Genomic DNA, 14275 nt, shown 5'->3' on the forward strand with positions numbered 1-14275 from the left:
ACACAGTGGAAGACCATGACACGGAGCACACGCGCTGATGCACCGCGCCTCGCCGCCAGGAGGAATGTGCCTTGCACATCGCACCTCGGAACATGAGGAGCGAAAGCTTGAGCCCCACCCACGAGATTCCCCAAGCCCCCGTCGAAACCAGGCGCCCTGAGCCCTGCCGCGACGGGACGCCCGCCGCCGCGCGGAGGGGCGCGCCATGAGCGAAGCCTCCTACGACGTCGCCATCATCGGAGGCGGCCCAGCGGGCGCGGCCATGGCCGTGGCGCTGCGAGACCTGGCGCCCTTCCTGTCCGTCGTCATGCTCGAGCGCACGGATTACGACACGCACCGCCCGGGCGAGACCTTGTCACCCGACCTCCGCATCCCCCTGTCCCGGCTCGGTGTCTGGAGCAGCTTCCTGCGCGATGGACACCTGGCTTCGCGCGGGACGTCCTCGTGCTGGAGCCGCGCGGAGCCCCGCATCCAGGACACGCAGATGTCGCCCTGGGGCTCCGCCTGGCACCTGGACCGGGCACGCTTCGACGAACGGCTCAGCCTGGAGGCAGCCAGGCAAGGCGTCCGCGTCCTTCGCCTGACGACCCTGCTGGACGTCGAGTCCATCGCGAAGGAGGGCTATCGGCTACACCTCTCCCAACGCAAGACAGGCGCGCTCACGCTGCGGGCGCGCTTCGTCGTGGATGCGACCGGATGGAAAGCCACCTTCGCCATGACCCAGGGCGCGCGGCGCCGCATCCGCGACCGCTGCTTCACCGTTCATGGCGCGTTCCAGCTCCGGCCAGGCGAATCGTTCCCCACGGATGCCCTGGTGGAATCATGTCCGGAAGGCTGGTGGCACTCCGCGCGACTGCCCTCGGACTGTGTCGCCGTCACCCTGGTGGGGGATGGAGATTCCTTGCACGGACTGCGCTGGGCGACGCCGGAACCATGGGCGGCCCTGCTCGAACAAGCCCCCGTCACCCAGGCGAGGCTGGCGGCCTGCGACTTCGCCGGAGAGCCTCTCGTCGCGGCGCCCGTGCTCGTCGGCGAACTCGACCAGATGCACGGTGAGCGCTGGCTCGCAGTGGGCGATGCGGCCTGCACCCATGACCCGCTGTCCGCCCAGGGAATCTTCAGCGCGCTGGACTCCGCGCTCCTCGCCGCCGAAGCCCTGGAGCAATACCTGCGCGGTGAAGAGGATGCGCTCTGCGCCTACGAGCAAACGCTTCATCTGCGCTTCAACGAACACCTGCACAGGCGAAGCCGCACCTACCTCGAGGAGCAACGGTGGCCCGACGCGCCCTTCTGGAAGAACCGGCACACCGCCTTCCCCGCCCTGACGCCCGCCGCGGGGCAGCGCTCCGCGCCAGCGCCCACCGGGCTCGCGCCATGAGGCACCGCGCCGCCCCCGCGCCTCTCAGAAAATCCAGAGGCGCTCCTTGGGGAACGCGAGCGTGTAGGCCCCCGGGGCCAACACCTGGCGCGTCGAGGCGCGCAGTGTCTGCCCTGCGGCATGGAACTGGTGCTCCCAGCGCCCGCCCACGTAGATGGAGTTCACCAGCGCGGCCGGGAGCCGGTTCTCCCCGGGCCCGGATGCCAGTTGGAGTTCCTCCACGCGGATGACGCCGGTGGCCGTGTCGCCACCGGAGCCGTCCCCACGCCGCAGGCCCCACAATGACTGGCTTCCCACCTGGAGCCGCGCTTCGCCGCCGCGCCGCTCCACCACACGGCCGGACAAGGTGTTGTTCACCCCCATGAAGTCGGCGGCGAACAGGCTCCGGGGCTCCGTGTAGAGCTGCTCCGGCGTCCCGTCCTGCACCATCCGCCCACCGTCCAGCAGCATGATGCGGTCGGCGATGGCCATGGCCTCCACCTGGTCATGGGTGACGAAGAGCGCGGTGAGCCCCAGCCGCTTGATGAGCGCGCGAATCCACACGCGCGCCTCCTCCCGCAGCTTCGCGTCCAGGTTGGACAAGGGCTCATCCAGGAGCACCAGCGGCGGCCCGTAGACGAGCGCCCGCGCCAGCGCCACGCGCTGCTGCTGCCCACCGGAGAGCTGGCTGGGGAACCGGTCGCCGTACCCCTCCAGGCCCACCCCCTGGAGCACCTCGCGCACGGCCCGCTCCACCTGCTCGCGGGGCTGCTTGCGCAGCCGCAGGCCGTAGGCCACGTTGTCGAACACCGTCTTGTGTGGCCACAGCGCGTAGGACTGGAACACCAGCCCCAGGTCACGCCGCTCTGGCGGCAGGTTCACCTTCGCCGCCGCGTCGAACACCGTGCGCTCGCCAATGTGGATGCGCCCTCGCACCGGCGTCTCCAGCCCGGCGACGGAGCGCAGCAGCGTGGACTTGCCGCTGCCGGAGCGGCCCAGCAGCGCCACCACCTCGCCATCTCGGAAGTCGGCGGTGATGCCCTTCAGGATGTCATTCGCGCCGAGCCGGACGTGGAGGTCCTCGACGAACAACCGGGCCATGCGGTGACTTCCTTCCGGACAGGGAGCGCGTCCGGCCGGCATCGTGCGACAGCTCGCGGAAGGGGGCCAGCGCCAGCGCACCCTGAACGGGTGCTCCAGCGCCGCCTCCGGCAACCGGGACACCTGGAGACCGAGCCAGTCCAGCGGAAGGGCGCGTCGTGGCGGCGCTCCCGCCTCAGTGGACGCGACGGGGACCGGCACCGGCCACGGGCGCCCGGCTGGCGGCCTTCGACCAGGTGACGCGGAAGGTGGCCGCCGTGCCGTCGAAGGCGATGGGCTTCACCTCCACATGCCCCGCGCCCGCCGACCGCAGCGTCTCCGCCAGGAAGCCCGCCGCGAAGTCCGGCGTGTCCGCCGTGACGTCCTTCATCCACAGCGTGGCGCTGTCCTGCGTGGACTCCTCCACGCGGACCTCATTGAAGTTGTTGCCGGCCCGGACGTTGTACGGCACCCGCTCCAGCGTGCGCCGCGGCCCCAACTGGGTGACGAGCGACAGGCTGGCCCGGCCCACCGACGTCTGCCGGAAGCCCTGGAGGAAGCGCGCGCCCAGCGCGAAGCTGGCCTCGTGCGGCGGCAGGGCCGGGAAGACATCCTGCGCCGCCACGCGAAGGAAGGCGCGCCACTGCTCCAATGTGTACTGGGGGCGCAGCGGCTCCGACAGGTCGAGCCCCACCGCCTTCAAGCGCTGGCGTCCATCCCGGGTGAGATACGGCCCGAGCGCCCGCACGAAGAGCGCTTCCACGGACTGAGCGAACATGAGCTTCTCTGACGCCATGCACGGAAGGTGGTAGCGGCAACCCCAAGCGGGGAGTCGTGAGGTGCCCCCATCGTCAGATAATCATCATCGTGGCAGGCGAATGAGGAAGGTCGTGCCCTCCGTCGCACTGGAGGCCACCTGCGCGTCCCCGTCATGCGCCCGGACAATCTGCCGGGTGATGTCGAGGCCCAACCCCAGGCCGCTGGGCGCGCCCGCGTCACTGGCGGCGCGCCGGCCCCGGCGCCAGGCGCCGAAGACGTGGGGCAGGTCCTCCGCGGGGATGGGCGTGCCACGGTTGTGGACGCGCAGCACCACCTCGCGCTCGGAGCCCTCGGCGCCCACCCTCACGGTGCTCTCCGCCGGGCTGTACTTCAGCGCGTTGGCCACCAGGTTGCCCACGGCCTGCTCCAGGCGGTCGAAGTCCCACTTCCCCAGGCCATCGCCCTTGGACTCCAGTTCCACCACCCGGCCAGGATGGCTGGCGCGCAGTTCGTCCACGGTGCGGCGCACCACCTCGAACACGTCGCACGACGAGCGCACCACCGGAATGCCGCCGCCCAGCCGCGAGCGCGCGAAGTCCAGCAGTTGGCGAATCATCCGGTCCATGCGCTCGGCGCTGGTGAGGATGCGCTCGGTGAGCATGCCCTGGCGCTCGTCCAGCCCACCCTTGCGCCGCAACTGCTGCGCGGACATGGACAGCGCGTTGAGCGGGTTGCGCAGGTCATGCCCCAACATGCCGATGAACTGCTCGCGGAACTCCTCCGCGCTGCGCGACTCCGTGACGTCCCGCAGGGAGGACATCACCGCCAGCACCTCGCCGCCGGCCCCCAGCGCGGGCGACAGGACGTAGTCGAAGTACCGCGGGCCCCGGTCCGAACCCAAGACCATGGTGCCTCGCTGCACCTGCCCCGTGCGAAGGGCCACCCGCACCTGTTCGAGGTACGGCGTCAGCGCCCCATCCGCGGCCTGCATCTCATCCAGTGTCCTGCCCGGTGCATGCACGGCGTGGCTGCCGCGTGACGCATACAGAGACTGATTGGCCGACAGGACTCGCCCGGCCTCGTCGTAGAGCGCGATGGGGTCCGCCGCGCAGGAGATGGCCAACTCCAGGAGCTGGCGCTGGTGCACCACCTCGCGGGACAGCGCCTTCACCTCGCGCTCGGCCTGGCGCAGCCGGAGCAGCGCGTGGACCTGGGCCACCAGTTCCTCCGGGTCCACCGGCGCCACCAGGTAGCCGTCCGCGCCGTGCTCCAGGCCCTGCGCCCGATCGCCCGGTCCCACGGCCTGTGCGGACAGGTGGAGCACCAGGACACCCTGCGTGCGAGGCGTCTCCTTCAACCTCCGGCACACCTCCAGGCCGCTGGTGTCCGGCAGCCGCACGTCCAGGATGACGAGGTCCGTGTCCTCGGTCACCAGGGCAAGCGCCTCCATCCCGGAGGCGGCGTCCACGACGCGGAAGCCCGCGAGCCCCAGCACGCGGGAGGTGACATAGCGGCTGGCCGCGTCGTCGTTGACGTTGAGGATGAGCGCGGAAGTGGGAGGCATACGGAAGTGTGCGGGTCAGGCTCTTTCGTAGCCGCGCCTCCGCCTGAACGCCAGATGTTACGGGCACCAACGGGCGCGCTGTCGGGGCAGGCACACAAGCGACTGTCCAGGAACCCAGCAAAAAGTTCATGGCCAGTGCCGAACGAGCCGTTTCGCGATAGGGAAGGCCGCATGCGTCCTCCCTGTCGCCCTCTTCCCGCGGACGGCCGCTTCCTCCAGGCCGTGGGTCCCACTCCGCTCGTCCCCGTACGTCTCCACGAGGAGGGCCCCACCATCTGGTGCAAGCTGGAGTTCCTCAACCCCAGCGGCTCCACCAAGGACCGCATCGCGCGCTACATGCTGGAGAAGGCGTGGCGCCAGGGGGAGCTCGTCCCCGGCGGCGAGGTCATCGAGGCGTCCAGCGGCTCCACGAGCATCGCCCTTGCGCTGGCTTGCGCCCAGATGGGCCTGCGCTTCACGGCGGTGATGCCGGAGGGCGTCACCGGGGAGCGCATCCTCACCATCCGCGCCTATGGTGGTGACGTGGTGCTGGTGCCGCGCGAAGCCGGCGTGCACGGCGCCATCGTGAAGGCGGAGGAGCTGGCGCGTGAGCGCAAGGCCTTCGCGCCGCGTCAGTTCGAGAACCTGGACAACGCCGAGGCCCACCGGGTGTGGACGGGCCAGGAGATTCTGTCGCAAATCCCGGGCGGGCTGGTGCACGGCGTGGTCAGCGGCGTAGGCACGGGCGGCACCGTGGTGGGCCTGTACCAGGCCTTCGCGGAAGCAGGCTGTCCGGTGACGGCCTTCGTGGCGCGCCCCATCGCCGGCCTGGGCTGCGACATCGAATGTTGCAGCTTCAGCCCCCGCGTCCCGGGCGTGGTGGATGGCATGTCCCGGCTGTACCGCGAGGCCGACATGCCGGGCCGCGTTGAAATCGACGTGTCGGACGACGTCGCCATGAGCACCGCCAGGGCGCTCATCCGCCGCGGCTTCCCGGTGGGACCGTCGTCCGGCCTCAACTACGTCGCCGCGGTGGAAGCCGCGAAGCGACTGGGCCCGGGGGCGCAGGTGGTGACGGTGTTCCCCGACCGCATGGAGCGCTACTTCTCCACCGAGCTCATCCAGCCTAAGCCCGTGCCAGCACGCGGCGCGGCATGAGTTGAAAGGGAATGACGTGGCGCGTGCGGAGTTGCACGCGCCGTCCCGCCGCGCTATCTGCTGGGCAAGCCCACGTTCATGCTCGTCCGAGTCCTGACAGTACTGGTGGTCCTGGGGCTGCCTCCCATCGCGGGGGCGGTCGAGGGGCTGTTCCATTTCTGTCAGGGCACGGTGAAGCTGGACCTGACGTGTGTCTGCCCCCAGTCGAAGCGGACCAAGGCCGCGCCCGACACTCAGGAAGCAGGCATCCGTGGCAACCACCACGACTGCTGCGGCGAACTCGCCGTGCAGCTCCCGGCGCCGGAGCCCGTCACCGCGAGTTCACGCCATGCGTGGGCGCTGACACCTCTGGCAGTGCTTCCCCAGGCTGTCCCCGTGGTGCCGCCAGCGCCCGAGGCCCTGCCCACGTCGTGGGTGCGCATCCGGGGCGTGCATCACGCCACCGCGCCACCGCTGTACCTGCAGCACTGCTCCTACCTCATTTGAGACGTCCGGCCCGCAAGCGCTGAGGCCTGGCGGGTGGACGTGTGTCCACCGGCCGGATTCCGCCCGCCGCCGGTGACGTCCTTCTCCCGGCGACAGGCTCGTATCCCGTCATCTGGAGCAGGAAGTCATGTCACCCCATGGAACCTGGAGGCGGTCCGCCACGCGGGCCGTGCTCGCTACCGGCGTCGCCGTGTGGCTGGGCCCCGGCGCGGCCGGAGCCAATGAGCAGCGGTATCAATCCCAACTCGAAGCCGTTGCCCGGCAGGCACCGGAGGCACAGGCACCAGAGCCCTTCACGAGCGCCTCCGTGCTGGAGCGCGCGGAGCTGGTGCGGCAGGTGCTCGCGCGCAACCCCTCGCTGGAAGCAGCGCGTGAGGCGTGGCGCGCCAGTCTCGAACGCTACCCGCGTGAGACGGCGCTCGAAGACCCGATGCTGACCTATGAGGTCGCGCCGCTGAGCATCACTGGCAGCGTGCCCTTCGGACAGGTCGTGGGGCTGAGCCAACAGCTCCCCTTCCCCGGCAAGCGCGGCCTGCGAGGGGAGATGGCGCTGGCGGAAGCGCAAGCGATGCGTGAGGACCGCGAGGCCCTGCGTCTGCGCCTGGCGCTCATGGCCTCCACGCTCTTCGATGACTTGTTCGTCGTGGAGCGCTCGCTCGACGTCACGGCGGAGCACCTGCGGCTGCTCGGGCAGCTCAAGAAGAGCGCGGAGGCCCAATACGTCACCGGCCGTGCCTCGCAGCAGGATCCGCTCCAGGCGGAGGTGGAGCTGAGCGAGGTGCTGCGCGAACAGGTGATGTTCGAAGCCGAACGCGAGAGGCTTCGCGCCCAGCTCAACGGCCTGCTGCACCGCGCCCCCCAGGCACCGCTGCCGCCGCTGCCGGAAGCCATGCCCGCGCATACCGCGGAGTCCGTGCCCGCCGAACGGCTGCAAGACGAAGCGCTGCGCCTGCGCCCGGAGCTGGAGGGCCTGCGGGCCCGGCTCGGTGGTGGCGAGGCCGCCGTCCGGCTCGCGAAGCGCGACTACTACCCGGATGTCATGGTGATGGGTGAGTACAACTCCATGTGGATGGACACGCCCCACCAGTTCATGGCGGGCGTCACCATCAACATCCCGCTCGACTTCGGCAAGCGGAAGGCCGCTGTGCGGGAGGCCGAATCCGGCCTGAAGCGCCTGCGCCGGGAGGAAGAGCAGCTCATCTCCGACATCCGCGTCGAGGTGGAGCAGGCGCGCTCGCGTGCCGAGGAGGCGCGGCGCGTGGTGGCGCTCTTCCAGGAGCGTCTCATCCCCGCGGCGAAGGACCAGGTGTCCGCCGCCCGCGCGGGTTTCGAGAGCGGCAAGAACAGCTTCCAGGTCCTCATCGAGGCGGAGCGCGGCCTGCGCCGCGTGGAGCTGCGTGAACAGACGGCCCTGGCGGACGTGCAGCGCCGCCGGGCGGAGTTGGACAAGGCCATGGGCCACACCCCGGGACTGCCCCGGAACGGAGAGACGCGATGAGCCCCCCGAACCGCCGCCGCATCGCCCCCTGGATGGGAGTGCTGGCACTCGTCGTAATCGTCGCCGTGGCCTGGAAACCCCTCGCGGGCTGGTTCTTCGGCTCCACGTCCCACACCGGCACCGCGCCCGCGACGCATGAGGCCCACAGCGGCGCGGGCACGCCGCTGCCCGACGCCGCCCTGGAGTACGCGCGCGCGGCCTTCGAGTCCTACGAAACCGCACGGGCCTTGCTCGCGCAGGACACCCTGGAAGGACTCGAGGCCAGGGCGGGAGCCCTGAAGGCCGCGCTCCAGCAGGCCGCCGAGGCCACACAGGGGGATGGCACGCCGCTGAAGGCCTGGCTCCAGCAGGGCGCGGACGGCGCCTCGCAACTCGCTTCGGCGAAGGACGCCGAGGCAGCGCGCCAGCACTTCGCACGCGTGAGTGAAGCGCTCATCGCCCTGGCGTCCGCCGATCCGCGGCTCCAGGAAGGCTGGCACGTCTTCGAATGCCCCATGGTGGAGGGGGTGAATCAGTGGCTCCAGCGCGAGCCCAAGCTGGAGAACCCGTACATGGGCCGGCGCATGCTGGCGTGTGGCACCACCAGCGAGTGGCGCTCGGCCGCTCCCGCGGGTGCTCACGGCGAGGGCGATATCGCGCACTACACCTGCCCCATGCACCCGTCCGTGAAGCAGCACGGCCCGGGCGCGTGCCCCATCTGCGGCATGGACCTGACACCCGTCAGCCGCGCCGAGCTGCAGAGCGGCATCATCCGGGTGGACGACCTGCGGCGGCAGCGCATCGGCGTGAAGACGGCGAAGGTGGAGCAGTCCTCCATGGACCTGTCCCTGCGCGCGCTCGGCCGCGTCACCTTCGACGAGAAGTCACTGGTGGACGTCACCCTCAAGCTGGACGGCTACATCCACGAGCTGCGCGTCAACGCCACGGGCGAGCCGGTGAAGAAGGGCGACGTCCTCTTCACCCTCTACAGCCCGGAGCTCTACGCCGCGCAGCAGGAGTACCTGCTGGCGCGTCAGAGCCAGAGCGCGGCCAACGCGTCGCTCGTGGGCGCGGCGCGCAAGCGGCTGGAACTATGGGGCCTGTCCGCGGCGCAAATCGAGCGCGTCGCCCAGCGTGGCCAGCCGGTGGAGAACATGCCCTTCCTGGCGCCCGCCAGCGGCTACGTGCTGGAGAAGAACGTGGTGGAGGGCGCGGCGGTGAAGGCCGGTGAGCGCCTGTTCCGCATCGCCCCGCTGGCGAAGGTGTGGGTGGAAGCGGATGTGTACGAGCAGGACCTGGCGCGCGTGAAGCCGGGCCATCCAGTGGAAGTCACCCTGCCCTACCTGCCTGGGAAGAAATACGCGGGCAGCGTCGGCTACGTGTACCCGTCCCTACAAGGCGCCACGCGCACCGGGCGCATCCGCATCGAGCTGCCCAACCCGGAGCTGGAGCTGAAGCCGGACATGTACGCGGACGTCCGCTTCCTCCTGCAGGGCGGCGCGCCGCGACTCCAGATTCCCGACTCGGCCGTCATCTACACCGGCCCGCGGCGGCTGGTGTTCGTGGACCTGGGCGAGGGACGGCTGCGGCCCCAGGAGGTGAAGCTCGGCATCAAGGGCAACGGCACCTACGAGGTGCTGGAGGGCCTGTCGCCCGGCGACGTCGTCGTCACCAGCGGCAACTTCCTCATCGCGGCGGAGAGCCGCATCCGCTCCGCCACGGATGACTTCGGAGGCAGCCATGCAGCCCACTGAGAACGGCGAACAGGGCTTCATCGGCCGCATCATCGGCGCGTGCGCGCGCAACCCGTTCCTCACCATCCTGCTGGTGGGCGGCCTGGCGGCGTGGGCCGTCCACGCGGTTCGCAACACCAAGCTGGACGCCATCCCCGACCTGTCCGACACGCAGGTCATCGTCTTCACCGAATGGATGGGACGTGGGCCGGATCTGGTCGAGGACCAGATCACCTACCCCATCTCCTCCTCCCTGCTGTCGGCGCCGAAGGTGAAGGCCGTCCGTGGCCAGTCCATGTTCGGCATGTCCTTCATCTACGTCATCTTCGAGGACGGCACGGACATGTACTGGGCGCGCAGCCGCGTGCTCGAATACATGGAGACGGCGCGCGGACGCCTGCCCGCGGGTGTGACGCCCATGCTGGGTCCGGACGCCACCGGCGTGGGCTGGGTGTTCCAGTACGCGCTCGTGGACGAGAGCGGCAAGCACTCCCTGGCGGACCTGCGCAGCCTCCAGGACTGGAACGTGCGCTACGCGCTGTCCAGCGTGCCCGGCGTGGCGGAAGTCGCCAGCGTGGGCGGCATCGTCAAGCAGTACCAGGTGCAGGTGGACCCCAACCAACTGCGCGCCTACGGCGTGACGCTGGGCGAGGTGACACGCGCGGTCCGCGAGTCCAACGAGGACGTGGGCGGCCGGGTGATGGAAATCGCGGGCCACGAGCACATCATCCGAGGGCGTGGCTACATCCGCTCCACGCAGGACATCGAGAACATCCCGCTGAAGGTGAGCGCGGACGGCACGCCCGTGCTGGTGCGCAACGTGGCCACGGTGAGCCTGGGGCCGGACATCCGCCGGGGTGTCGCGGAGCTGGACGGCAAGGGCGAGGTGGCCGGCGGCATCGTCGTCATGCGCTACGGGGAGAACGCGCTCACCGTCATCGAGGCGGTGAAGGAGCGCCTGGAGGAGGTGCGCGCGGGCCTGCCGGAGGGCGTGGAGCTGGTCGTCACGTATGACCGCTCGGGGCTCATCGAGGAGTCCATCAGCACGCTCAGCCGGGCGCTGGTGGAGGAGATGCTGGTGGTCAGCCTCATCATCTTCCTCTTCCTGATGCACGCGCGCAGCGCGCTGGTCACCATCTTCACGCTGCCCCTGGCGGTGCTGCTCGCCTTCATCCCCATGTACTACCAGGGGCTCACCGCCAACATCATGAGCCTGGGCGGCATCATCGTCGCCATTGGCGCAATGGTGGATGCCTCCATCATCATCGTGGAGAACATCCACAAGAAGCTGGAGGCGTGGGAGGCGGAAGGCCGCCCGGGCGAGCGGCGCGAGGTCATCATCTCCGCGATGCAGGAGGTGGGGCCCTCCATCTTCGGCACGCTGCTGGTGCTCACCGTCGCCTTCCTCCCCGTCTTCACGCTGGAGGCCACCGAAGGCCGGCTCTTCAAGCCGCTGGCTTACACGAAGACGTACTCCATGGGCTTCGCCGCGGTGCTGGCGGTGACACTCACGCCCGCGCTGGCGGTGCTCTTCATCCGCGGACGCATCCGCCGGGAGGACGAGAACCCCCTCAACCGCTGGCTGGTGGCCCTCTACATGCCGGTGGTGCGCTTCGTGGTGCGGCACGCCAAGGTGGTGGTGGCGCTGTCCGTGGTGGCCATGGCGATGACGGTGCCAGCCTTCATGCGGCTGGGCCATGAGTTCATGCCGCCGCTCAACGAAGGCGCCATCCTCTACATGCCCACCTCGCCGCCGGGCATGTCCATCACCGAGGCCACGCGCATCCTCCAGTCCATGGACGCGGAGCTGAAGCGCATTCCAGAGGTGGTCAGCGTCTTCGGCAAGGCGGGCCGCGCGGAGACGGCCACGGACCCGGCGCCCCTGTCCATGTTCGAGACGACGGTGGTGCTCAAGCCGAAGTCCGAGTGGCGCAAGGGCCTCACCTGGGAAGCCCTGCTGACGGAGATGGACGAGACGCTCCAGTACCCGGGCATGCCCAACATCTTCTGGATGCCCATCCAGACGCGCACGGAGATGCTGGCCACCGGCATCCGAAGTCCGCTGGGCATCCAGGTGTTTGGCGACAACCTGGACACGCTGGAGCAGGCAGCGGTGGCCATTGAAAAGGCCGTGGCCCAGGTGCCCGGCACGCGCAGCGCGTTCGCGGACCGCTCCACCGGCGGCTTCTATGTGGACATCGAGGTGAAGCGGGAAGAGGCCGCGCGCCTGGGCCTGGGCGTGAAGGACATCAACGAGGTGGTGATGGGCGCCATCGGCGGAGAGAACGTCTCCCAGACGGTGGAGGGCCGCGAGCGCTACCCCATCAACGTGCGCTACGCGCGTGAGTACCGCGACAGCCCCGAACTGTTGAAGGAGGTGCTGGTCCCCACTCCGGCCGGCGCGCAGGTGCCGCTGGCCCAGGTGGCGGACGTGCGCTTCGTGCAGGGCCCGCCGATGATTCGCAGCGAGGGCGGCAAGCTCGTCACCTACGTCTTCGTGGACACCGCGCGGCCCATCGCGGACTACGTGAAGGACGCGAAGGCGGCGGTGGCGCGCGAGGTGAAGACGCCCACCGGCGTGCGCGTGGAGTGGAGCGGCCAGTTCAAGTACTTCGAGCGCGCCACGGAGAAGCTCAAGGTGGTGATTCCCGTCACCCTGCTGCTGGTGTGCCTGCTGCTGTACTTCAGCACGAAGTCCGTGGTGGAGATGGGCATCGTCCTGCTGGCGGTGCCCTTCAGCCTGATTGGCGCGGTGTGGCTGCTGTACCTGCTCGACTACAACATGAGCATCGCCGTGTGGGTGGGGCTCATCGCGCTGGCCGGACTCGACGCGGAGACAGGCGTGGTGATGCTGCTCTACCTCACCCTGGCCCATAAGAAGGCGGACCAGGAGGGACGGCTGCGCTCCATGGCTGACCTGACGGAGACCATCGTTGATGGCGCGGCGCGTCGTATCCGTCCCAAGCTGATGACGGTGATGACGGACATGATCGGCCTGCTCCCCGTGCTGTGGAGCACCGGCACGGGCGCGGACGTGATGAAGCGCATCGCCGCGCCGCTGGTGGGCGGACTCGTGACGTCGTTTTTACTCGAGCTGACCGTGTATCCGGCCATCTTCGCCCTCTGGAAGCGGCGCCACCTTCCCCAGGAACAGCCAGAGGAAGGCACAGGAGAGCCACCCCTGCCCGCCGAAACTCAGACAGCCTGAAAAAATGCAATCCGGCTGAATCTAGACACTCAAGTTCGCCCCGGGAGTTACGCAACTCCCGGGGGCTGGGCGCCGATAATCCGGGCAGACTCACGCAGCCTCTACCCCCTGGAAGCCCTCCTCATGAGCCTTCGCCTGCCCTCGCTCTCCTCCGTGTTCCGCGCCACTCAGGCGCAGGCCCCTCGCACCGCCGCCGCCGCGGCCTCCACGGTCTCCGCGCCGCCCGCGGGCCTGCGCAAGGGCGACTCCGGGCCCAAGGTGAAGCAACTGCAGGATGCGCTCGTGAAGGTGGGCTACATGACGAAGGCCCAGGTGACCACGGGCCCCGGCACCTTCGGTCCGCAGACGGAAACGGCGGTGAAGAAGTTCCAGGCGGACAACAAGCTGCCCACCACCGGTTTCTACGGTGACCTCACGCAGGCGGCGCTGAAGAAGGCGCTGGGCACCAGCGGCCCCACCACGCCCACCACCCCGGGCGGCAAGTTCACCAAGCCCGCGGTCATCAACGCGCCCTCGCCGAACCAGAACTCGCGCGGCGGGACGAAGATCGACACCATCGTCATGCACCACACCGCGACCAACAACGGCGCGGGCGACCTGTCGTGGATGCGCAATCCGCAGAGCAAGGTGTCCGCGCACTACATGGTGGACCGCGACGGGAAGATCTATCAGCTGGTCGGTGACGACAAGCGCGCCTGGCACGCGGGCAAGGGCGAGCTGCACGGCGTGCCCTCGGACATCAACAACCGCTCCATCGGCATCGAAATCGTGAACGACGGCAGCGGCAAGACGCCCTTCACCGAGGCGCAGTACAAGTCACTCACCCAGCTCACCGGTTACCTGAAGCAGCAGCACAACATTCCGATGAAGAACATCGTGGGCCACGCCGACGTGGCGGTTCCCAAGGGCCGCAAGAACGACCCGGCGCCCAACTTCGATTGGAACCGGCTGCGCAAGGGCATCTCCTGACAGTCGTCTTCCCCTGCGTGCGAGGAGGCTCGCTGAGCGTGAGCCCCTCGCACGCATCGCGTTTGGAAACGTGGTAGAAGGTCGCCAGCGTGCTCCGAATCTGGCTCATCGTCTGCCTGTTCCTGTTCGCCCCGGGCCTGGGGGGCTTGATGCCCACCCTCACTGGCGCGGTGGGCGAGGTCTGCACGCAGAGCTGCCCGGACGATGATGACCAGGGGCAGTGCGCCCCGGACTGCATCGACTGCACCTGCTGTGCCCACGTGCGCACCGTGGCCGCGCATGCCCCGCCGCTTTCCTTCGTGCTACTCGTGTCGCGGCCCTTGCGCGTCGCCTACGAGAAGGCCGAACCGTTGTCGGCCGACGGGCGCGACATCCTCCACGTCCCGATAGCCCCCCTCGCGTAGGTCGCGTCCGCCGTCTCGTTCGCTCGTGTCCGCCAGGACGGGTGTGCCCGTGTGTCATCGCGGGGCACGCTCCACCTGACGCACGCCTCCTTTTCGCGAGG

11 protein-coding genes are annotated in these 14275 nt (G+C 69.4%); 8 read left to right on the forward strand and 3 right to left on the reverse strand.

The window, feature by feature from the left end; genetic code table 11:
* Positions 1 to 205: 205 nt before the first annotated feature.
* Positions 206 to 1378, forward strand: a complete 1173-nt coding sequence (locus tag FMQ63_RS02275; protein ID WP_011551117.1) for an FAD-dependent monooxygenase — start codon at positions 206 to 208, stop codon at positions 1376 to 1378.
* Between the two features lie 24 nt (positions 1379 to 1402).
* On the opposite strand, the gene FMQ63_RS02280 is transcribed toward FMQ63_RS02275, so the two are convergent.
* From FMQ63_RS02280 to FMQ63_RS02290, 3 genes are all read right to left on the reverse strand, one after another.
* Positions 1403 to 2458 carry an ABC transporter ATP-binding protein gene (locus FMQ63_RS02280; protein ID WP_011551116.1) on the reverse strand — a complete coding sequence of 352 codons (1056 nt, stop codon included), beginning with the start codon at positions 2456 to 2458 and terminating at the stop codon, positions 1403 to 1405.
* A gap of 175 nt (positions 2459 to 2633) precedes the next feature.
* The gene (locus tag FMQ63_RS02285) at positions 2634 to 3233 is read right to left on the reverse strand and encodes a DUF2378 family protein (RefSeq protein WP_011551115.1); all 600 of its coding nucleotides are present in this window, start codon (positions 3231 to 3233) and stop codon (positions 2634 to 2636) included.
* A 66-nt stretch (positions 3234 to 3299) separates the two neighbouring features.
* Positions 3300 to 4760, reverse strand: coding sequence for an ATP-binding protein (locus FMQ63_RS02290; RefSeq protein ID WP_011551114.1), 1461 nt, complete (start codon positions 4758 to 4760; stop codon positions 3300 to 3302).
* Between the two features lie 171 nt (positions 4761 to 4931).
* On the opposite strand from FMQ63_RS02290, the gene FMQ63_RS02295 reads away from it, so the two are divergent.
* The 7 genes from FMQ63_RS02295 to FMQ63_RS02325 all read left to right on the forward strand — a co-directional run bounded on the left by FMQ63_RS02295 (position 4932) and on the right by FMQ63_RS02325 (position 14174).
* Entirely contained in the window at positions 4932 to 5897 is a 966-nt protein-coding gene (locus FMQ63_RS02295; protein ID WP_011551113.1) for a PLP-dependent cysteine synthase family protein, read from the forward strand.
* Positions 5898 to 5975: 78 nt separating this feature from the next.
* Positions 5976 to 6383: a hypothetical protein gene (locus FMQ63_RS02300; RefSeq protein ID WP_011551112.1), complete on the forward strand. Its 408-nt coding sequence runs from the start codon at positions 5976 to 5978 to the stop codon at positions 6381 to 6383.
* A gap of 127 nt (positions 6384 to 6510) precedes the next feature.
* Positions 6511 to 7881 (forward strand): TolC family protein, encoded by a 1371-nt coding sequence (locus tag FMQ63_RS02305; protein ID WP_011551111.1) that lies wholly within the window; start codon positions 6511 to 6513, stop codon positions 7879 to 7881.
* Positions 7878 to 9614 carry an efflux RND transporter periplasmic adaptor subunit gene (locus FMQ63_RS02310; RefSeq protein WP_225909755.1) on the forward strand — a complete coding sequence of 579 codons (1737 nt, stop codon included), beginning with the start codon at positions 7878 to 7880 and terminating at the stop codon, positions 9612 to 9614. Before FMQ63_RS02305 ends, FMQ63_RS02310 begins: the two co-directional genes overlap by 4 nt.
* Positions 9601 to 12801: an efflux RND transporter permease subunit gene (locus FMQ63_RS02315; RefSeq protein ID WP_011551109.1), complete on the forward strand. Its 3201-nt coding sequence runs from the start codon at positions 9601 to 9603 to the stop codon at positions 12799 to 12801. The genes FMQ63_RS02310 and FMQ63_RS02315 overlap by 14 nt, the downstream gene beginning before the upstream one ends.
* Before the next feature lie 123 nt (positions 12802 to 12924).
* Positions 12925 to 13770, forward strand: a complete 846-nt coding sequence (locus FMQ63_RS02320; protein ID WP_020478166.1) for an N-acetylmuramoyl-L-alanine amidase — start codon at positions 12925 to 12927, stop codon at positions 13768 to 13770.
* A gap of 89 nt (positions 13771 to 13859) precedes the next feature.
* Complete coding sequence (locus tag FMQ63_RS02325; RefSeq protein ID WP_011551107.1) at positions 13860 to 14174, forward strand: hypothetical protein; 315 nt, start codon at positions 13860 to 13862, stop codon at positions 14172 to 14174.
* Positions 14175 to 14275: the final 101 nt, after the last annotated feature.

The sequence above is a fragment of the Myxococcus sp. CA005 genome (assembly GCF_006518205.1).
Lineage (GTDB): Bacteria > Myxococcota > Myxococcia > Myxococcales > Myxococcaceae > Myxococcus > Myxococcus xanthus.